Below are 19,169 nucleotides of genomic sequence, written 5' to 3'. Positions count from 1 at the left end.
CCACCACACGGCGGGGCAGCATGCCCTTGCATTGCAAGCCCTGTGCCAATGCGCCGGGCCGCAATGCAAGCGTCAGGTGCTGTCAGTCTGCCAGCGCACATTCTCCGAACCCCCCGCCCCCGGGCGTGGAGATTTCGAACACATCGCCCGGCTCCATGAGCGCCGCGCCGATGTGCGCAAGGTCTTCGACCTGGCCGTTGGCGCGCAGCACGCGGTTGAGCCCCGTGAGCCCGGCCTGGCCGCCGGCCATGCCGAAGGCCGGCTTGACACGGCCGTTGGACAGGATGCTGGCCGTCATCTGCTCCAGGAAGCGCACCCGCCGCACGCCGCCATTGCCCCCGGCCCAGCGGCCCCGGCCGCCCGAGCCCGCGCGGATCTCGTAGCTGTCGAGCACCACGGGAAAGCGGAACTCCAGGATCTCGGGGTCCGTGAGGCGCGAGTTGGTCATGTGCGTCTGCACCACGCTCGTGCCTTCGAAGCCGCGCACCACCTGTCCTTGTGCATCGAGCACGGCACCTGCACCACTGCCGCCCGCAATGGTCTCGTAGTACTGGTACTGCGCATTGCCGAAGGTGAAGTTGTTCATGGTGGGCTGGCTGCCCGCCATCACGCCCAGGGCACCGAACAGTGCATTGGTGATGCAGGTGGAGGTCTCCACGTTGCCTGCCACCACCGAAGCGGGTGGGTTGGGGTTGAGCATGGAGCCCTGCGGGATGATGACCTGCAGGGGCTTGAGGCACCCGGCGTTGAGCGGAATGTCGTCGTCCACCAGGGTGCGGAAGACGTAGAGCACCGCCGCCATGCACACCGCGCGCGGAGCGTTGAAGTTGTTGACCTGCTGGGCACTGGTGCCCGCGAAGTCGATCACCGCGCTGCGCTCGGCCACGTTGACCTTGACCGCAACGCTGATCTGCGCGCCGTTGTCCAGCGGCAGGGTGAACTGGCCATCCTTGAGGTGGGTGATCACGCGCCGCACCGATTCCTCGGCGTTGTCCTGCACATGGCGCATGTAGGCCTGCACGACATCCAGGCCAAACTGCTCCACCATGCGCGTGAGTTCCTGCACACCTTTTTCGTTGGCGGCGATCTGCGCGCGCAGGTCGGCCAGGTTCTGGTGCGGGTTGCGGCTCGGGTACGGCGTGGTGCCGCCCCCCGTGGCCAGCAGGTGGCGCACGGCCTCTTCCTGGAACACGCCCTGGTCTACCAGCTTGACGTTGTTGATCTGCACGCCCTCTTCCTCGATGCGCGTGGAAAAGGGGGGCATGGAGCCGGGCGTGGTGCCGCCGATGTCGGCATGGTGGCCGCGGCTGCCCACGTAGAAGGTCGGCTCCTTGCCGCCCGCCACATAGACCGGCGTGATCACCGTGACATCGGGCAGGTGGGTACCGCCATGGTAGGGGTCGTTGAGCATGTAGACATCGCCCGGCTGCATGCGGCCCGTGTTCTCGTGGATCACGGTCTTGATGCTCTCGCCCATGGAGCCCAGGTGCACGGGCATGTGCGGCGCGTTGGCAATCAGGTTGCCCGTGGCATCGAACAGCGCGCAGCTGAAGTCCAGGCGCTCCTTGATGTTCACCGAATAGGCCGTGTTCTGCAGCTGCAGGCCCATCTGCTCGGCGATGTTCATGAACAGGTTGTTGAACACCTCCAGCAGCACCGGGTCCACCGTGGTGCCGGCGGCATGCTGCACGCTGCGCGCCGTGACGCGGTCCAGCACCAGGTGATCCAGGTCGGTGAGACGGGCCAGCCAACCGGGCTCCACCACCGTGGTGGTGTTCTTCTCGGCAATGATGGCCGGGCCGGGGATCGCATCGCCGGGGCGCAGGTCCTCGCGCACCACCAGGGCGGCGTCATGCCACTGGCCGCCCGAGTACATGCGCACCGTTTCGCGGCGCGGGTGCACGCGTTCGGCCTGCAGGGGCAGGCGCGGCTCGGCCGGGGCGTCGCCGGGGATCACGGCTTCGACCGACACAGCCTCCACCACCAGCGACTTGCCCACCATCAGAAAGGCGAAGCGCTGGCGGTAGGCCGCCTCGAAGCCGGCCTGCACCGTGGCGATATCGCCGAACGGAACGACCAGGGCCGAGTCCGTGCCTTCATAGCGCACATGCACGTTGTGGCGCACCTGCACGGGCTGGCTGCCGACCTGCTGGCGTTCCAGCTCGGTCTGGGCCGCAGAAGCCAGTGCATCCAGGCGCTCGGCGATCAAGGGCAGCGAGGCTTCGGCCAACGGCAGCTCCACCGCCTGCTCGCGGATCACGGTCTGGTCGGCCAGGCCCATGCCATAGGCGCTGAGCACGCCCGCCAGCGGGTGCACGAACACACGCGTCATGCCCAGGGCGTCGGCCACCAGGCAGGCATGCTGGCCACCCGCGCCGCCAAAGCACTGTAGCGTGTAGCGCGTCACGTCGTAGCCACGAGCCACCGAGATCTTCTTGATCGCATTGGCCATCTGCTGCACGGCGATCTGGATGAAGCCCTCGGCCACCTCCTCGGGCTGGCGGTTCGTCTGTGCGGCCAGTTCGGCGAAGCGCGCACGCACGGCCTGGGCGTCCAGGGTCTCGTTGGCGGCGGGGCCGAACACGCTGGGGAAGTAGGCGGGCTGGACTTTGCCGACCATGACGTTGGCATCGGTCACGGCCAGCGGGCCGCCGCGGCGGTAGCTCACGGGGCCAGGGTTGGCACCGGCACTCTCGGGCCCCACGCGGAAGCGCGCACCGTCGTAGCTGAGCACCGAGCCGCCGCCCGCGGCCACGGTGTGGATGCTCATCATCGGGGCACGCATGCGCACGCCGGCCACATAGGTCTCGAACTCGCGCTCGAATGCGCCGGCGTAGTGGCTCACGTCGGTGGAGGTGCCGCCCATGTCGAAGCCGATCACACGCTCCTGCCCGGCCAGGCCGGCCGTGCGCGCCATGCCCACGATGCCTCCGGCCGGGCCGGACAGGATCGCGTCCTTGCCCTGGAAGGTGGTCGCATCCGTCAAACCGCCCGAGGACTGCATGAAGAACAGCTTGACGCCCGGCATCTCGCTGGCCACCTGCTCCACATAGCGGCGCAGGATGGGCGAGAGGTAGGCATCGACCACCGTGGTGTCGCCCCGGCTCACGAACTTCATCATGGGGCTGGTCTCATGCGAGGTGCTGATCTGGGTGAACCCCACCTCCTTGGCGATACGCCGCGCCAGTTGCTCGTGTTCGGTATAGCGGTAGCCGTGCATGAAGACGATGGCCACACTGCGCAGGCCCCGGCCCCAGGCAGCGAGCAGGTCGCCGCGCAGGCTGGCCTCGTCGAGCGGCTGCATCACCTTGCCATGGGCGCCCACGCGTTCGCGGGCCTCGACCACCTCGGTGTAGAGCAGCTCGGGCAGCAGGATGTGGCGGTCGAACAGGCGCGGCCGGTTCTGGTAGGCGATGCGCAGCGCATCGCGAAAGCCGCGCGTGGTGACCAGCAGCGTGGGCTCGCCCTTGCGTTCGAGCAGCGCATTGGTGGCCACCGTGGTGCCCATCTTCACGCATTCCACCAGGGCCGGCGTCACGGCCTCGCCAGGCGCCAGGCCCAGCAGGTGGCGGATGCCGGCCACGGCCGCATCCTTGTACTGCTCGGGGTTCTCGGACAAGAGCTTGTGCGTGACCAGCGTGCCATCGGGGCGCTTGCCGACGATGTCGGTGAAGGTACCCCCGCGGTCGATCCAGAACTGCCAGCGGGGAAGGTGTACTTGGGGTGTCATTGCATTCATGGTGTTTCCGATGGAAGAAATAAGGGAATGGGGGCCGGCTTCAGGCGGCATCGGCGCAGGCCGGGGCCAGGCGCTGCAGGAGCTGGCGCACGGCGGGAATGGGCGGCGCACTGGCCAGCGCATGCGCGCGCGGGCACCAGGGGCCACCGAGCGCCGTGGCCCAGGCCATGACGGGCAGGATGTCGGCCGGCGGCAGGGTCTGCATGGCATCGATCACGATGCGCAGCTCCTGCGCCAGCCGGGTGCCGGGCGCAAAGCGCCAGTGGTACTGCCCGCAGCCCACGCGCACGGCGTGGCTGTCCTTCTCGGTCATGGCCACCAGCCAGTCGCAGTGGAAGTCCGCGCAGTCCGGTGCCGGCGGATCGGCCAGGCAGAAGGTGTAGACGTTCTCGAAACTGCGGTTGAAATTGCGCACCAGGGTCTCGGCAATCGCCTCGCGCCCCTGGGCCGAGGGCGGAAAGACCATGCCGCCCTGGCGCAGCTCCATCTGCAGCAGCGCGCCGCCGGCAAAGGCCTGGGCGATCAGGTGCGGGCGGTTGCCGTCCTTGGCCCGCAAGTAGGTTTCTACGGTGTCTTTCGGGGTATGCATGGTGCTTCTCCTGGAAATGGACTGCAGGACTCTCAGCGTTGCGTGTAGTAGGGAATGAAGATCTGGTTGGCCTCGCCGCCCACCGAGCGCACCCACTCGCGCGAGAAGCGCTCGCCCAGGCGCTTGAGGTCGGCATTGAGCTCGGCGCTGGCGCGCTCCACCTTGATGCCCTTGCGCTGCAGTTCGCCCACGGATTCCTGCGCAATGGCCTCGCTCATGGACCAGCCCCGTGCCTCGGCATCCGCGGCCGCCTTGCCCACGGCTTGGCGCACCAGCGCGGGCAGCGCGTCGAAGGCCTGCTGGTTCACGAAGACGATGTTCTTCGGGAACCAGGCATCGATGCCGTAGTACTGCCGGATCTGGCCCCAGACCTGGTTTTCCACCCCGGTCAGGGCCGAGGTGATCATGGAGTCGAGCTGGCCGCTGGCCAGGGCCTTGTTCACCTCGACCATGGGCACGTCCACCGGCGTGGCGCCCAGCATCTCGGCAATGCGCACCGTGGCCGGGTTGTAGGTGCGCATGCGCGTGCCTCTGAAGTCGGCGGAGGATTTCACCGGCGCGGTGGAAAACAGGCCCTGGGGCGGCCAGGGCACGGCATACAGCGCCTTGAGACCCTTGCGGGTGAAGTGCCCTTCGATCAGCGGCCGCTGCAGGTCCCACAGCCGGCGCGCGTCGGCGTAGCTGCGCACCAGAAAGGGCACGGTGTCGGCCCCGGCGATGGGAATCTCACCGACCAGGCTGGTCATGATGGTCTCGCCCGCCTGGGCCTTGCCGGCCTGCACCGCCTGGGGAATGTCGGCCAGTTTGGCCAGCGTATTGTTGGCATGCACCTCGATCTTCAGTGCGCCCGAGGAGGCTGCCTCCACCTCCTGGGCGAACTGCACCAGGTTGCGGGTGTGGAAGGTCTCCGCACGGTAGCCCGTGGCCAGCTTCCACTGTGCCTGGGCGTGCACCATCGGGGCCACGGCGAGCGCGGCCAACCAGACCATGTGTTTCATGGCAAGCTCCTGAAGGGGGACAAGGGGCCGGGGCGGCAGTGCGCGCCGGCAGACACAGGGGAAAAAGGCCGGGGGCCTACTTGGACGCGCCCATGACGAGGTCCGGGACGATGGTGACGATCTGCGGGAAGACCGTGATCAGGCCGATGCACACCACCAGGCAGAAGAAGAACGGGATGGCCGCCTTGGCGATCAGGTTGCTGTCCTTGCCCGTCATGTTCTGCAGCACGAAGAGGTTGAAGCCCACGGGAGGCGTGACCTCGGCGATCTCGACCAGCAGGATCACGAAGATGCCGAACCAGATCAGGTCGAACCCGGCCTTCTCGATCATGGGCATCACCACGGCGGCGGTCAGCACGATCATGCTGATGCCGTCGAGCGCCGTGCCCAGCACCAGGTACACACCCACCAGGCAGGCGATCAGCGCATAGGGCGACAGGTGCATGGAATCGACCCAGGCGGCCAGCTCGCGCGGGATGCCGGTGAAGGCCATGGTCTTGGTCAGGAACGCGGCCCCGGCCAGGATGAACATGATCATGCAGCTGGTGCGGGCCGAGCCGGCCAGGCCTTCCTTGAAGTTCTGCCAGGTCAGCGCCTTGCACCAGGCGGCCAGGGCCAGGGCCCCCACCACGCCATAGGCCGCGCATTCCGTCGCCGTGGCCCAGCCGGCCACCAGGGACCAGCAGATGAACACGATGAGCAGCGCGCAGGGAATCAGGTTGCGCGACAGGTGCAGCTTCTCGCGGAAGGTGAGCGCCGGCTCGTCGGGCGGCATGCGATCCTTGTTGCGCACCGACCACCAGGCGATGTAGCCCGAGAACAGCAGCATCAGCAGCAGGCCGGGCAGGAAGCCCGCCAGGAAGATGCGGATGATGGAGGCATCGGCCGCCACGGCGTACACCACCATGGTGATGGACGGCGGAATCAGGATACCCAGCGTGCCGGCCGTTGCCAGCGAACCGATGGCGATGCCTTCGTCGTAGCCGCGCTTTTTCAATGCAGGCAACGATACCTTGGCGATGGTGGCGCAGGTGGCGGCAGACGAACCCGAGACCGAGCCGAAGATGCCGCAGCCCAGGATGGTGGTGTGGAACAACCGCCCGGGCACCTTGCCCAGCCAGGGAGCCAGGCCACTGAACATGTCCTCGCTGAGCCGGGTGCGGAACAGGATCTCGCCCATCCAGATGAACAGCGGCAAGGCCGCGAGTTCCCAGCTGGCATTGCTCTCCCAGAACGCGGAGAACAGGTTCAGCCCGGCATGGCTGCTGGTGAAGAAGGCCTGGCCGATCCAGCCGCAGATGGCCAGGGTCATGGCGATCCAGACACCGCCGGATAGCATGAGCAGCATGATCACCAGCAGGAAGGCGCCGATGGAAAGAATGTCCATGGTGGTTCTCCTTACAGGTCCGACGAGAAGTCGCCCTTGGCGTGGCGCTCTTCCACCAGGCGCACGAAGGTGGGTACCCCGCCGCGCGCCACGATCCACCATTCGTCGACCACGGCCACGAGGAACAGGATGGAACCGATGGCGAAGCTCAACTGGGGGATCCAGACCGGCACCGCCCACAGGCCCTGGGCCACCTCGTTGAACTTCCAGCTCTCATAGGTGAAGGCGCAGGCCCACCAGGTGAGGTAGCCGATGGCCAGCACGGCCACCGACAGGCAGGCCAGCTCGAAGATGCGGCGCGTGGCCGGCGACAGCTTTTCGAGCACCAGGGTCACCCGCACGAAGTCGCCGTGCTTGAAGGCATGGGCCATGGTCAGGAAGGCGGCAGCAGCGCACAGCCACGCCACCACGTCGTTGATGGCACCGGTGGGAAAGCCGAACTGGCGCCCCAGGGATTGCACCACCATGAGCACGCAGATGCCGGAGATGCACCAGGCACCGATGGTGCCAGCCACGTCGTAGCAGGCGTCCAGCACGCGGCGCAGCAGGTGGGGTGGCATGGCCACCCCGGCCTGTACCCCGGCGGGGGCCGGAGGGGTTTGGGTCAGGGAAGACATGGTGGCCTCATCACTTCTTGTTGTAGGCGTCGATCACAGCCTTGCCTTCATCGCCGGCCACCTTGATCCAATCGGCCGTCATGCGCTCGCCAATGGGCTTGAACTCGGCCTTGAGGTTGGCGGCCACGGTGTCCACCTGCATGCCCTTGGCGGCCAGTTCCTTGAGGTATTCCTGGTCCTTCTGCTCGCTCAGGGCCCAACCGCGGCGCTCTGCGACGGCGGCCTGGGCCAGCACCGCATCCTGCGTGGGCTTGTCCAGCGCGTCGAAGGTTTTCTGGTTCACCACCACCGCGTTGCGCGGCAGGAAGGCCGAGACCGCGTAGAAGTACTTCACGCTCTCGTAGAGCTTGCTTTCCACGCCGCTGGCGCTGGAGGTGAGGAAGTTGTCCACGGTGCCGGTGGTGAGCGCGGCTGGCAGCTCGGCCAGCTGGATGGTCACGGGCTGGGCGCCCACGGCCACGGCGATGCCCGAGGTGACGGGGTTGAAGGCGCGCATCTTGGTGCTTTTGAGGTCCTTGAGCGCCGCGACCGGCTTGGTCGAGTACAGGCTTTGCGCCGGCCAGGCCACGGTGTACAGCAGCTTCATGCCCTGGGACGCGAGGGTCTTGGTGAGCATGGGGCGCGAGACCTGGTCCAGGCGCTTGGCGTCGGCATAGCTGGTGGCCAGGAAGGGGATGGAATCGAGGCCGTAGGCCGCCGACTCGTTGGCCGCGCCCGAGAGGATGAACTCACCCGCCGGCACCTGGCCCGACTGCACCGTGCGCTTGATCTCGTTGGCCTTGAACAGCGAGGCATTGGGGTGCACCGTGATCTTGAGCTTGCCGCCCGTGGCCTTGTCCACGTCCTGGGCGAACTGCTGCAGGTTCTGCACCTGGAAGGTGTTGGTGGCGTAGCCCGAGGGCAGGTCCCACTTGGCCTGGGCCTGGGCGATGCCGGCGAACGCGAGGGCACACATGGTGAAAGCGATGGTCTTCATGGGGAGGCTCCTGGTTTAGAAACTGGCGAGTTGGTGGTTGAGCAGGTCGGAGATCAGCATGCAGCCCGGGGCATGGGTGATGCAGAACGCGGGCTGGGCGTGCAGGATGGCGGACTGGGGCGTGACGCCGCAGGCCCAGAAGACGGGGATCTCATCGGGCATCAGCGCCACGGCGTCGCCGTAGTCGGGCTTGGCCAGGTCGGCGATGCCGATGAGCGAGGGGTCGCCGATGTGCACCGGTGCGCCATGCACGTTGGGAAAGCGGGAGGTCACCTGCACGGCGCGGATCACGTCGGCCGCCTTCATGGGCCGCATGGTCACCACCATGGCGCCGCCGAAGGGGCCGGCCGGCTCGGTGGGCACATTGGTGCGGAACATGGCCACGTTCTTGCCTTCGTCGATGTGGCGCAGCGGGATGCCGGCCTCGATCAGCGCCGATTCGAACGAGAACGAGCAGCCCAGGATGAAGGTCACCAGGTCGGGCCGCCAGAGGGCCGAGATGTCGGCCACCTCTTCGGCCAGTTCGCCATGGCGCCACACACGGTACAGCGGTACATCGCTGCGGATGTCGATGCCCTCGCCCAGCGTGGGCAGCGAGAACTGGCCCGGCTCGCTCACCGCCAGCACCGGGCAGGGCTTGGGGTTGCGCTGGCAAAAGCGCAGGAAGTCGCCGGCCTGCACCTCGGGCAGGATGACCAGATTGCCCTGCACGTGGCCGTCGGCCAGGCCGCTGGTGTGCGAGGTCCACAGGCCCTGGCGGATCACGCTGCGCACGTGCCTTGGGTTGTCGCTGCCTTGCGGGCCAAAGACCTGGGGTGTGTTGTTGTGTGTGGAGTCCACCGTGGGTTCCTTGCGTTGCGAAATGTCAAATGCATGACGATGGGGTGGATTGTGTTGGCGTGCCACCGGGGCTGGCAAATTCAAAAAATTTCTATCAGCTCATCGATTTTTTCGATGCACTACCCTGGAGCACAACTCACCCAACTTGGTGCTAAGTGAAAACCCTAGGAGGCCGGAGATACGGCATTTGCCCCCCCGTCGGGAGCTGCGGCACCCTGGCAGTCCCGTATGGGCCATCGCCTGCACCGCCATGGCGAAGGCAGGCGTGCGCCCGGCACGGCGGGACTGCACCAACAGCATGCATGGCCCCGGCGCGCTGGCCTGCACGGTGCTTGGGCCGGCACCGCAGAAGCAGGAAAAAGGCAGCCGTGGCGCCTGGATGCGCCGTGATGCCGTTGTGCGCGGCCTCTGCTGTCAGCCTGTCTTCAGGTTTTTGGCGCGGCCCTTGCCGACTTCGGCCTGCAGTTCGACAAAGGCCAGGGCCGAGCGCACGACGCCGTCCACCGCCGGAGAGGCCGGGTCTTCGCGGTAGCTCAGGTGGATGGGCAGCGGCCGCAGTTCGGCCTCGCAGGCCAGCGGGCGCAGGTCGGGGAATGCCAGCAGCCGCTGCACGGCCTGGCGCGGCAGCGTGGCCACCCCGAAGCCGCCCTGCACCAGTTGCACCATGGCCGAGATGGAAGAAATGGTGTGCACGCAGCGCGGCTCCACCTGGGCCTGGCGCAGCACGTCGAGCAGGGTCACGTGCGGCTGCGAGCCGCGCTGGAACGTGAGGATGTCGGTCTCGGCAAAGTCCGCGAGTGCATAGCGCCGCTTGCGGTGCAGCTTGCTGTTGCCCACGAAGACCATCTCCATCGGTGTGAGCGCCTGTGTGCGGATGCCCTCGGCCGACGCCGGCAGTGCGGCGAACACCGTGTCCAGCGCGCCGCGGCGGATCTGGTCGAGCAGCACGGGGGTGGTCTCCACCGTGAGCTCCAGCTCCAGCAGCGGGTTGTCCTTGCGCAGTTGCTCGATCCAGGGGATCAGCCAGGAGTGCAGCACCGATTCGATGGCCCCCAGGCGGATGGAGACCTCCATGGGCCCGCCCGAGCCCATCTCGGCCTTGAGCTGGCGCTGCAGCTCCAGCATGCGCTTGGCGTAGGTGAGAAAGCGCGTACCCGCCACCGTGAGCTTGAAGCGCTTGTCGCTGCGGTCCAGCAGCAGCACGCCCAGTTCCTCCTCCAGCGCCGCCACGCGGCTGGACATGGCCGACTGGGTGAGGAACAGCTTCTCGGCCGCACGCGTCACACTGCGCAGGGAGGCGACCCAGTAGAAGGCTTCGACGAAACGCAGGTTCATGGTGGTGCTGTGGACAAGGGTCGCCAGGATTGTGCGCCCGCTTGACCGCAGCAGAGCAGCGAACGTGCCAGCGCCCTACTCCGCGAACAACGGCATGTCGGCCTTCTTTAGCGTGCGCAGCACGAAGCTCGACCGGCTGTGGCGTATGCCCTTGATCTTGTAGAGCTTCTCGCGCAGCAGGCGCTCATAGTCGCGCGTGTCCTTCACCACGACGCGCAGCAGGTAGTCGTAGTCGCCCGAGACCAGGTGCGCCTCGATCACCTCGGGGATGCTGGCCAGCGTCTCGCCGAATTTTTCGAGCGTGTTGTCCGAGTGGCTGTCGAGCGTGACCTGCACCAGCACCGTGTCCGACAGGCCCAGCGCCTGCGGGTTCAGGCGCACGGTGTAGCCCTGGATGACGCCGGCCTCCTCCATCTTCTTGATGCGGCCCCAGCAGGGCGACGGGCTCAGGCCCACCGCCTGGCCAATCTCCTGCAGGCTGGCGCGCGCATCGTTCTGCAGCACGGCGAGAATTTTTCTGTCGAGGCGGTCCATTTGGCCAATTATTCAACCAAACCGCTATTTGCAGCAAATTTTTCTGCAAACCAATGATTTCTCGCAAAATATGGAAATAACTGCTGCGCAGGGCGGCGCACAATTCATCCATCGAGGCGCTCTTACCGGAACGCACGAAACGACAGGGCCCCGGACTGGTTACCGCCAGACCGGGGCGCTTGGCAAAGGGCCTGCCCATTCCATTGGCCTGTCGCCCACACGACGCCGCCAAAGGCTCCACCGGTTCGTAAGCACGCTTACCAGCACAAACCCGGATGCCCGTCTCCATGTTGCACCGCCATAATTTGGCGGAGGATTGACACTCTGTGGCAGCACCTCAAACAGGCATGGCACACCGCAGAAAGCCAGCCCATCAACAACAGGAGACACCATGCAACTGACCCGACTCGTCGTTGGCCTGAGCCTTGCGCTCGGCTTTGTGGCCACCGCTGCCGCGCAGACCACCATGCGCATCAGCATTTCCACGGCCCAGAACTCCCACCAGGGCGTGGCCATCGACACCTTTGCCAAGGAAGTCGAAAAGCGCACGGGCGGCCGCTACAAGGTGCAGACCTTCTACAACGGTGCATTGGGCGGCGAGCGTGAATCCATCGAGGCCGTGCAACTGGGTACGCAAGAGCTGGCCTTCAGCTCCACCGGCCCGGTTCCCAACTTCGTTCCCGAAACCAAGATCCTGGACGTGCCCTTCCTGTTCCGTGACAAGGCCCATGCGCGCGCCGTGCTGGATGGCCCCATCGGCCAGGAGATGCTGACCAAGTTCGACGCCAAGGGCTTCAAGGCCCTGGCCTGGGCGGAAAACGGCTTCCGCCACATGACCAACAGCAAGCGCGACGTGAAGGACCCGGCCGACCTCAAGGGCCTGAAGATGCGCACCATGGAGAACCCGGTGCACATCGCGGCCTACAAGGGCTTCGGCATCATCACCACGCCCATGGCCTTCCCCGAGGTGTTCACTGCCCTGCAGCAAGGCACGGTGGACGGCCAGGAGAACCCGCTACCGGTGATCATCTCGGCCAAGTTCGACCAGGTGCAAAAGCACCTGACGCTCACCGGCCACGTCTACTCGCCCTGCATCTTCGTGATGAACAAGGGCGCCTTCGACAAGCTCTCTGCCGCCGACAAGCAGGCCTTCATCGACGCGGCCAAGGAGGGCACCAAGGCCAACCGCGCCCGCGTGGACGAAGACGATGCCAAGGGCGTGGCCGACCTGCGCGCCAAGGGCATGACCGTGATCGACAACGTGGACAAGGCCAAGTTCGTGGCGGCCCTGACCCCCGTGAACGCCGAGTTCGAGAAGCAGTTCGGCAAGGCCGCGCTCGACAAGATCCGCGACGTCAAGTAAGCCGCCGCGTTGCCTGCCCCCCTGTGAACCAAACGCCCGCAGCCCCTCGCTGCGGACGTTTGGTTCTTGTCTTTTTCCTCCCCCCTTTTTGCTCTTGCCGGGCCGTGCCCCATGAAAAACGCCTTTCTGACCTTTGAGCGGTGGACGACCTTCATCGCCATGCTGGGGGCCTGCGCCATGCTGGCGCTGGCCTCCACCCTGGGCATGTTCCAGATCCTCATGCGCTTCGTGCTGGAGCAGCCAGCCGAATGGACCGAGGTGCTGATCCGCTTCAGCCTGATCTGGATGGTGTTCCTGGCCATCCCGGCGGCCTTTCGCCAGGGCGCCATGGTGAGCGTGGACGTGCTCTACCGCTGGAGCAAGCCCGGCATGCGCCGCGTGCTCGACTGGGTGGTGGCGCTGGCCGCGCTGGCCCTGATCGGCGTGATCATCTGGTGGGGCTGGGACTATTCGGTGCGCGGTGGCGTGCAGAGCATGGCGGGCCTGGAGTCGGTCTCGATGTTCTGGGCCTACCTGGCCATGCCCGTGGGCGGGCTGTTCTGCATCTTCGGCATCATCGGCAACCTGCTCGATCCCCTGCGCCTGGAACTGGAGACCGCCCAATGAGCCTGGTCATGATTTCCACGATGGTGCTGTGCTTTGCGCTCACCATCTCCGTGGCCGTCTCCATCGGCCTGGCCTCCATCCTGGGCATCCAGGCCTCCAACGCCAACATGCTCATCTCCGTCAAGGAGATGTTCGCCTCGATCAACAAGTTTCCACTGGCGGCCATTCCGTTCTTCATCCTGGCGGGCAATCTGATGGAGACCGGTGGCATCTCGCGCCGGCTGGTCGAATTTGCCAAGAGCATCGTGGGCGGCGTGCAGGGCGGCCTGCCCATGACCTGCGTGCTCACCTGCATGATCTTTGCGGCGGTGTCGGGCTCCTCCGTGGCCACCACCTTCGCCATCGGCGCAATCCTGATTCCGGCGCTCATCAAGCATGGCTACCCCACCAGCTACGCGGCAGCGCTGCAGGCTACCAGCGCGGAGCTGGGTGTGATCATTCCACCCTCCATCCCCATGATCCTCTACGGCGTGAGCGCCGAGGTGTCGATTGGCGAGCTGTTCATCGCCGGCTTCGGCCCGGGCCTGCTGATCAGCTTTGCGCTGATGCTCTTCGTGTGGGCCTACTGCAAGTGGAAGGGCTGGGGCAAGAACGATGGCGAAGGCCGTATGCCCTTCGGCAAGGCGACGCTGCAGGCCGGCTGGGCGCTGCTGATGCCGGTGATCATCCTGGGCGGCATCTATGGGGGCGTGTTCACGCCCACCGAAGCATCGGCCGTGGCCGTGTTCTATGCGCTCATCGTGGGCATCGTGATCTACCGCGAGATCAAGCCCAAGGACCTGTTCGCCATCCTGCGCAAGTCGGCGATCTCGTCGGCGGTGATCATGTTCATCATCGCCAACGCCGGGCTCTTTGCCTTCCTGATCACGCGCGCGGGCGTGCCGGACGCCATCGGCCGCTGGCTGGAATCGGTGCTGCAGTCGCCGGCCATGTTCCTGCTGGGCGTGAATGCCGCGCTGTTCGTGATCGGCATGTTCATCGAGACCAGCGCCGCCATCATCGTGCTGGCGCCCATCCTCGCCCCGGTGGCCATGCACTTCGGCGTGGACCCGGTGCACTTCGGGCTGATCATGGTGGTGAACCTGGCGTTGGGCATGATCACACCCCCCTTCGGCGTGAACCTGTTCGCGGCCTGCACGGTGGCGCGCATATCGCTGGACCGGATCATCAAGCACCTGCTGCCCTTCGTGTGCGTGATCCTGGTGTGCCTGTTGATCATCACCTACATTCCGGGCATTTCGCTCGCGCTTCGCGACCTGGTGTATTCAAAGTAGTTAGAATCGCCAACGTCAGGAGAGAGCCTTCCTTGAGAAGGCCGCCGAAGGCGCAGGGACACCCCGAACGCTCAGGCAAAAGGACTGGCAAGCGCCTGCAGGGATGCAGGCGTTCCCTTGCTGGAGAGAGGTGGCCGCGCAACTCAGCGCAGGCCATCCACCGAAGGAGCAAGCCGCAGCCGCCAGCCAGGGTGGTGCGGTGAATCTCTCAGGTAAAGCGGACAGCAGGGCAAATCCCGCAATCCATGCATGGGTTGCGGCTTTCATTTGCCCGGAGTCCGCCCCATGTCTGCCCCTGCTGCCCCCCTGCTCACCACGCCGCTGAACGCCCTGCACCTGGAGCTGGGCGCCCGCATGGTGCCATTTGCCGGCTACTCCATGCCTGTGCAGTACCCCGCAGGCCTCATGGCCGAGCATGTGCACACCCGCACCGCAGCCGGCCTGTTCGACGTATCGCACATGGGCCAGCTCAAGCTCATCGGCCCGGACGCTGCCGCAGCCTTCGAGACCCTGGTGCCCGTGGACGTGGTCGACCTGCCCGTGGGCAAGCAGCGCTACGGCCTGCTGCTAACCGACGAAGGCACCATCATCGACGACCTGATGTTCTTCAACCAGGGCAACGGCACGCTGTTCGTGATCGTCAACGGCGCCTGCAAGGTGGGGGACATCGCCCACATCCAGGCGCGCATCGGCCAGCGCTGCGAGGTGCAGCCCATGCCCGACCACGCCCTGCTGGCGCTGCAGGGCCCGCAGGCCGTGAACGCCCTGGCGCGCCTGGCTCCCGGCATCGAGCAACTGGTGTTCATGACCGGCGGCAGCTACACCATTGCCGGCTGCGACTGCTTCGTCACGCGCAGCGGCTACACCGGCGAGGATGGCTTCGAGATCTCGGTGCCCGCGGCCCAGGCCGAGACCCTGGCGCGCGCGCTGCTGGCCCAGCCCGAGGTCAAGCCCATCGGCCTGGGCGCACGCAACTCGCTGCGCCTGGAAGCCGGCCTGTGCCTGTACGGCAACGACATCGACACCACCACCACCCCGCCCGAGGCGGCGCTGAACTGGGCCATCCAGAAGGTGCGCCGCACCGGGGGCGCACGCGCAGGCGGTTTCCCCGGTGCCGACAAGGTGCTGGCACAGATCGACAACCCCGCCAGCCTGCCGCGCAAGCGCGTGGGGCTGGTGGCGCTGGAGCGCGTACCCGTGCGCGAGCACACCGAATTGCAGAGCACCGATGGCCAGAAGATCGGCGAAGTCACCAGCGGCCTCTTGGGCCCCACGGTGAACGAGCCCGTGGCCATGGGCTACGTCACGCCGGCATTTGCAGCCATCGGCACCCGGGTGAACGCCATCGTGCGCGGCAAGGCCGTGCCGATGGAGGTGCGTGCCATGCCCTTCGTACCCGCCAACTATTTCCGCGGCTGATTTCACGCCGCCAGCGGGCCGGGCCCGCTACATTGCAGATTCCTTCATTTTTCAAAGCCCAGGAGCTTTCCCCATGACCGTCAAATTCTCCAAAGACCACGAATGGATCAACGCCGCTGACGCCGACGCAGCCGTGGTGGGCATCACCGTGCACGCCCAGGATGCCCTGGGCGACGTGGTGTTCGTGGACCTGCCCGAAGTGGGCAAGAGCTTCGCCCAGGGCGAGGTGGCCGGCGTGGTCGAATCCGTCAAGGCCGCGGCCGACGTGTACATGCCTGTCTCGGGCGAGATCGTCGAGGTCAACGAAGCCCTGCGCGCCGACCCGTCGCTGGCCAATTCCGACCCGCTGAACGCCGGCTGGTTCTTCAAGGTCAAGCTCAGCGACGCCGGCCAACTCGACGCGCTGTTGAGCGAAACCGACTACACCGAGTTCGCGAAAAACGCGTAACCGCAACGCCCCTGTCCCCTGCCTGAGACCTGCCCCATGTTGATGCAATCCGCCCTGCCGCTCGGCGCGCTCGAAAACGCCACCGAATTCCTGCCCCGCCACATCGGCATCGACGCGGCCGACGAGGCACACATGCTGTCGGTGATCGGCGAGGCCTCGCGCCGCGCCCTCATCGAGAGCATCGTGCCGCGCTCCATTGCACGCAGCACGGCCATGGACCTGCCCGCCCCGGTGACGGAAGCAGCGGCCCTGGCAGAACTCAAGGCAATGGCATCGAAGAACCAGGTGCTGCGCAGCTTCATCGGCCAGGGCTACTACGGCACGCACACACCGGGCGTGATCCTGCGCAACATCCTGGAGAACCCGGCCTGGTACACGGCCTACACGCCTTACCAGGCCGAGATCTCGCAGGGCCGCATGGAAGCGCTGGTGAACTTCCAGACCATGGTCTGCGACCTCACCGGCATGCCAATTGCCAACGCCTCCATGCTCGACGAAGCCACGGCCGCGGCCGAGGCGATGACGCTGGCCAAGCGCTCCGTCAAATCCAAGAGCAACCGCTTCATCGTGGCCGGTGACGCGCACCCGCAGACCATCGAGGTCATTCAGACCCGCGCCAAGCCGCTGAACATCGAGGTGGTGCTGGCCAATTCCGCCCCCGAATGGCATGCCGCGCTCGACGGCGACTACTTCGCCGTACTGGCCCAGTACCCCGCCACCAGCGGCCGCATCGACGACCTGCGTGCCGATGTGGAAAAAGCCCATGCCAAGCAGGCCGCCTTCATCGCCGCGGCCGACCTGCTGGCCCTGACCCTCATCACCCCGCCCGGTGAATGGGGCGCCGACATCGTGGTCGGCACCACGCAGCGCTTTGGCATGCCCATGGGTGCCGGCGGCCCGCACGCCGCCTACATGGCTTGCCGCGACGAATTCAAGCGCAGCCTGCCCGGCCGCCTGGTCGGCGTGAGCGTGGACGTGCACGGCAAGCCCGCCTACCGCCTGGCGCTGCAGACGCGCGAGCAGCACATCCGCCGCGAAAAGGCCACTTCCAACATCTGCACCGCCCAGGTGCTGCCCGCCGTGGTGGCCAGCATGTACGCCGTGTACCACGGCCCCGAGGGCCTCAAACGCATCGCCCAGCGCGTGGCCAGCTACACCGCCATCCTGGCCAAGGGCCTGGAGCAACTGGGCGCGCCCGTGCGCCCGCAGGCGACATTCGACACGCTGACGCTCAAGACCGATGGCGCCACCGCGGCCATCGCAGCGCGCGCCGTGCAACTGGGCGCCAACCTGCGCGTGTACTTCGAGCACTACCTGTGCATCTCGCTCGACGAGACCACCACACGCGCCGACATTGCGCTCCTGTGGAAGATTTTTGCCAAGGACGGCCAGGCCCTGCCGACCTTCGACGCCTTCGAAAAGGGCGTGGAGCCGCTGATCCCCGCCGAGCTGCGCCGCACCAGCGCCTACCTCACGCACCCGGTGTTCAACACGCACCACAGCGAGACCGGCATGCTGCGCTACATCCGCCAGCTGTCCGACAAGGACCTGGCGCTGGACCGCAGCATGATCCCGCTGGGCAGTTGCACCATGAAGCTCAACGCCACGAGCGAGATGATCCCCATCACCTGGCCCGAGTTTGCTCAGGTGCATCCGTTTGCCCCGGCCGAGCAGCTCGCAGGCTACCGCGAGCTCGACGAGCAGCTGCGCGCCTGGCTGTGCCAGGCCACGGGCTACGCCGGCATCAGCCTGCAGCCCAACGCCGGCTCGCAGGGCGAGTACGCGGGCCTGCTGGCCATCAAGGCCTACCATGAGGCCCAGGGCCAAGGCCACCGCAACATCTGCCTGATCCCCAGCAGCGCCCATGGCACCAACCCCGCCAGCGCGCAGATGGTGGGCATGCAGGTGGTGGTGACGGCCTGCGATGCCAACGGCAACGTGGACCTGGCGGACCTGCAGGCCAAGTGCGAGCAGCACAGCGCCAACCTGGCCGCGGTGATGATCACCTACCCCAGCACGCACGGGGTGTTCGAGACCCAGGTCAAGGAGCTGTGTGCCCTGGTGCACCAGCACGGTGGCCGCGTCTACGTGGACGGCGCCAACATGAACGCCCTGGTGGGCGTGGCCGCGCCCGGCGAGTTCGGCGGCGACGTGAGCCACCTGAACCTGCACAAGACCTTCTGCATCCCCCACGGCGGCGGCGGCCCCGGCGTGGGCCCGGTGTGCGTGGTGGAAGACCTTGTGCCCTACCTGCCCGGACATGCGACGGCCGGCGTCGCTGGCGGCGTGGGTGCCGTGTCGGCCGCCCCGCTGGGCAACGCCGCCGTGCTGCCCATCAGCTGGATGTACTGCCGCATGATGGGCGCCGAGGGCCTGCAGGCCGCGACCGAAACCGCGATCCTGTCGGCCAACTACATCAGCGCGCGCCTCAAGGACCACTACCCCACGCTGTACGCAAGCGCCAACGGCCATGTGGCGCACGAGTGCATCCTGGACCTGCGCCAGTTGAAGGACACCAGCGGCGTGATGGCCGAGGATGTCGCCAAGCGCCTGATCGACTACGGTTTCCACGCGCCTACGCTGAGCTTTCCCGTGCCCAACACGCTGATGGTGGAGCCCACCGAGAGCGAGACGCTGTTCGAGATCGACCGCTTCATCGACGCGATGATCGCCATCCGCGAGGAGATCCGCCAGATCGAGTCCGGCGCCTGGCCTCAGGACAACAATCCGCTGAAGAATGCGCCGCACACGGCGGAGAGCCTGCTGACTGGCGAGTGGACGCGGCCCTACCCTCGCGATGTGGCTGCATACCCCGTGGCGGCCTTGCGCTCCAGCAAGTACTGGTCGCCTGTGGGGCGGGTGGACAATGTGTGGGGGGATCGCAATCTGGCGTGCAGTTGCATTCCGGTCAGCGATTACGCTTGATCTTTCGTTTCTTGGCGGGGTCTGTTATGGCTTCCTGCCGGTGTTGAGGGCGGAGGCCGGGATGTGCGCCCGGCGGCGCAGTAACTTTCTCTTGGGCCGCCAAGAGAAAGTCACCAAAG

Annotated in this window: 15 protein-coding genes and 2 riboswitches; of the genes, 6 read left to right on the top strand and 9 right to left on the bottom strand. The window is 66.4% G+C overall.

Translation table 11 applies throughout. From position 1 onward, the window contains the following. Nucleotides 1-82 precede the first annotated feature (82 nt). The 9 genes from AC07X5_RS29400 to AC07X5_RS29360 all read right to left on the bottom strand — a co-directional run bounded on the left by AC07X5_RS29400 (nt 83) and on the right by AC07X5_RS29360 (nt 11,015). Nucleotides 83-3,739, bottom strand: coding sequence for a hydantoinase B/oxoprolinase family protein (locus AC07X5_RS29400; RefSeq protein ID WP_494773016.1), 3,657 nt, complete (start codon nt 3,737-3,739; stop codon nt 83-85). Nucleotides 3,740-3,779: 40 nt separating this feature from the next. Beyond that, entirely contained in the window at nt 3,780-4,328 is a 549-nt protein-coding gene (locus AC07X5_RS29395; protein ID WP_409959558.1) for a hypothetical protein, read from the bottom strand. 32 nt (nt 4,329-4,360) lie between these two features. After that, a complete protein-coding gene (locus tag AC07X5_RS29390) occupies nt 4,361-5,326 on the bottom strand; it encodes a TRAP transporter substrate-binding protein (RefSeq protein WP_494773015.1) in 966 nt (321 codons plus the stop codon). 76 nt (nt 5,327-5,402) lie between these two features. Next, nucleotides 5,403-6,713: a TRAP transporter large permease gene (locus AC07X5_RS29385; RefSeq protein WP_494773014.1), complete on the bottom strand. Its 1,311-nt coding sequence runs from the start codon at nt 6,711-6,713 to the stop codon at nt 5,403-5,405. Between the two features lie 11 nt (nt 6,714-6,724). Next, complete coding sequence (locus AC07X5_RS29380; RefSeq protein WP_494773038.1) at nt 6,725-7,273, bottom strand: TRAP transporter small permease subunit; 549 nt, start codon at nt 7,271-7,273, stop codon at nt 6,725-6,727. Nucleotides 7,274-7,340: 67 nt separating this feature from the next. Then, the gene (locus AC07X5_RS29375; protein WP_494773013.1) at nt 7,341-8,306 is read right to left on the bottom strand and encodes a TRAP transporter substrate-binding protein; all 966 of its coding nucleotides are present in this window, start codon (nt 8,304-8,306) and stop codon (nt 7,341-7,343) included. A 15-nt stretch (nt 8,307-8,321) separates the two neighbouring features. After that, complete coding sequence (locus tag AC07X5_RS29370; protein ID WP_409959566.1) at nt 8,322-9,080, bottom strand: putative hydro-lyase; 759 nt, start codon at nt 9,078-9,080, stop codon at nt 8,322-8,324. 480 nt (nt 9,081-9,560) lie between these two features. After that, nucleotides 9,561-10,481 carry a LysR family transcriptional regulator gene (locus AC07X5_RS29365; RefSeq protein ID WP_409959550.1) on the bottom strand — a complete coding sequence of 307 codons (921 nt, stop codon included), beginning with the start codon at nt 10,479-10,481 and terminating at the stop codon, nt 9,561-9,563. Between the two features lie 75 nt (nt 10,482-10,556). After that, the gene (locus AC07X5_RS29360) at nt 10,557-11,015 is read right to left on the bottom strand and encodes an Lrp/AsnC family transcriptional regulator (RefSeq protein WP_409959548.1); all 459 of its coding nucleotides are present in this window, start codon (nt 11,013-11,015) and stop codon (nt 10,557-10,559) included. Between the two features lie 391 nt (nt 11,016-11,406). Here AC07X5_RS29360 and AC07X5_RS29355 point away from each other — a divergent pair, with 391 nt between their 5' ends. From AC07X5_RS29355 to gcvP, 6 genes are all read left to right on the top strand, one after another. Further along, the gene (locus tag AC07X5_RS29355; protein ID WP_409959546.1) at nt 11,407-12,378 is read left to right on the top strand and encodes a TRAP transporter substrate-binding protein; all 972 of its coding nucleotides are present in this window, start codon (nt 11,407-11,409) and stop codon (nt 12,376-12,378) included. A gap of 111 nt (nt 12,379-12,489) precedes the next feature. Next, nucleotides 12,490-12,984 carry a TRAP transporter small permease gene (locus AC07X5_RS29350; protein WP_494773012.1) on the top strand — a complete coding sequence of 165 codons (495 nt, stop codon included), beginning with the start codon at nt 12,490-12,492 and terminating at the stop codon, nt 12,982-12,984. Further along, complete coding sequence (locus AC07X5_RS29345; protein ID WP_494773011.1) at nt 12,981-14,258, top strand: TRAP transporter large permease; 1,278 nt, start codon at nt 12,981-12,983, stop codon at nt 14,256-14,258. Before AC07X5_RS29350 ends, AC07X5_RS29345 begins: the two co-directional genes overlap by 4 nt. Nucleotides 14,259-14,264: 6 nt before the next feature. After that, nucleotides 14,265-14,355, top strand: a riboswitch (glycine riboswitch). A gap of 13 nt (nt 14,356-14,368) precedes the next feature. Continuing rightward, a riboswitch (glycine riboswitch) is annotated at nt 14,369-14,493 on the top strand. A 50-nt stretch (nt 14,494-14,543) separates the two neighbouring features. Then, on the top strand, nt 14,544-15,677 hold the full coding sequence (gcvT, locus tag AC07X5_RS29340; protein WP_494773010.1) for a glycine cleavage system aminomethyltransferase GcvT: 1,134 nt from the start codon (nt 14,544-14,546) through the stop codon (nt 15,675-15,677). Between the two features lie 73 nt (nt 15,678-15,750). After that, on the top strand, nt 15,751-16,125 hold the full coding sequence (gcvH, locus tag AC07X5_RS29335; protein WP_409962677.1) for a glycine cleavage system protein GcvH: 375 nt from the start codon (nt 15,751-15,753) through the stop codon (nt 16,123-16,125). Nucleotides 16,126-16,161: 36 nt separating this feature from the next. Then, nucleotides 16,162-19,050, top strand: a complete 2,889-nt coding sequence (gene gcvP, locus AC07X5_RS29330; RefSeq protein ID WP_494773009.1) for an aminomethyl-transferring glycine dehydrogenase — start codon at nt 16,162-16,164, stop codon at nt 19,048-19,050. Nucleotides 19,051-19,169 lie beyond the last annotated feature (119 nt).

This window comes from Acidovorax sp. GW458-11-26-14-TSB4 (assembly GCF_059423865.1).
The sequence above is the reverse complement of the archived record's forward strand: the minus strand, read 5'-3'. Positions and strand labels throughout refer to the sequence as shown.

Coding starts and splice junctions, on each gene's coding strand:
- AC07X5_RS29395 (WP_409959558.1), bottom strand. CDS start 4,328: ATGCATACCCCGAAAGACACCGTAGAAACCTACTTGCGGGCCAAGGAC.
- AC07X5_RS29365 (WP_409959550.1), bottom strand. CDS start 10,481: ATGAACCTGCGTTTCGTCGAAGCCTTCTACTGGGTCGCCTCCCTGCGC.
- AC07X5_RS29350 (WP_494773012.1), top strand. CDS start 12,490: ATGAAAAACGCCTTTCTGACCTTTGAGCGGTGGACGACCTTCATCGCC.
- AC07X5_RS29360 (WP_409959548.1), bottom strand. CDS start 11,015: ATGGACCGCCTCGACAGAAAAATTCTCGCCGTGCTGCAGAACGATGCG.
- AC07X5_RS29385 (WP_494773014.1), bottom strand. CDS start 6,713: ATGGACATTCTTTCCATCGGCGCCTTCCTGCTGGTGATCATGCTGCTC.
- AC07X5_RS29380 (WP_494773038.1), bottom strand. CDS start 7,273: ATGCCACCCCACCTGCTGCGCCGCGTGCTGGACGCCTGCTACGACGTG.
- AC07X5_RS29355 (WP_409959546.1), top strand. CDS start 11,407: ATGCAACTGACCCGACTCGTCGTTGGCCTGAGCCTTGCGCTCGGCTTT.
- AC07X5_RS29390 (WP_494773015.1), bottom strand. CDS start 5,326: ATGAAACACATGGTCTGGTTGGCCGCGCTCGCCGTGGCCCCGATGGTG.
- gcvH (WP_409962677.1), top strand. CDS start 15,751: ATGACCGTCAAATTCTCCAAAGACCACGAATGGATCAACGCCGCTGAC.
- AC07X5_RS29345 (WP_494773011.1), top strand. CDS start 12,981: ATGAGCCTGGTCATGATTTCCACGATGGTGCTGTGCTTTGCGCTCACC.
- AC07X5_RS29400 (WP_494773016.1), bottom strand. CDS start 3,739: ATGAATGCAATGACACCCCAAGTACACCTTCCCCGCTGGCAGTTCTGG.
- AC07X5_RS29375 (WP_494773013.1), bottom strand. CDS start 8,306: ATGAAGACCATCGCTTTCACCATGTGTGCCCTCGCGTTCGCCGGCATC.
- gcvT (WP_494773010.1), top strand. CDS start 14,544: ATGTCTGCCCCTGCTGCCCCCCTGCTCACCACGCCGCTGAACGCCCTG.
- gcvP (WP_494773009.1), top strand. CDS start 16,162: ATGTTGATGCAATCCGCCCTGCCGCTCGGCGCGCTCGAAAACGCCACC.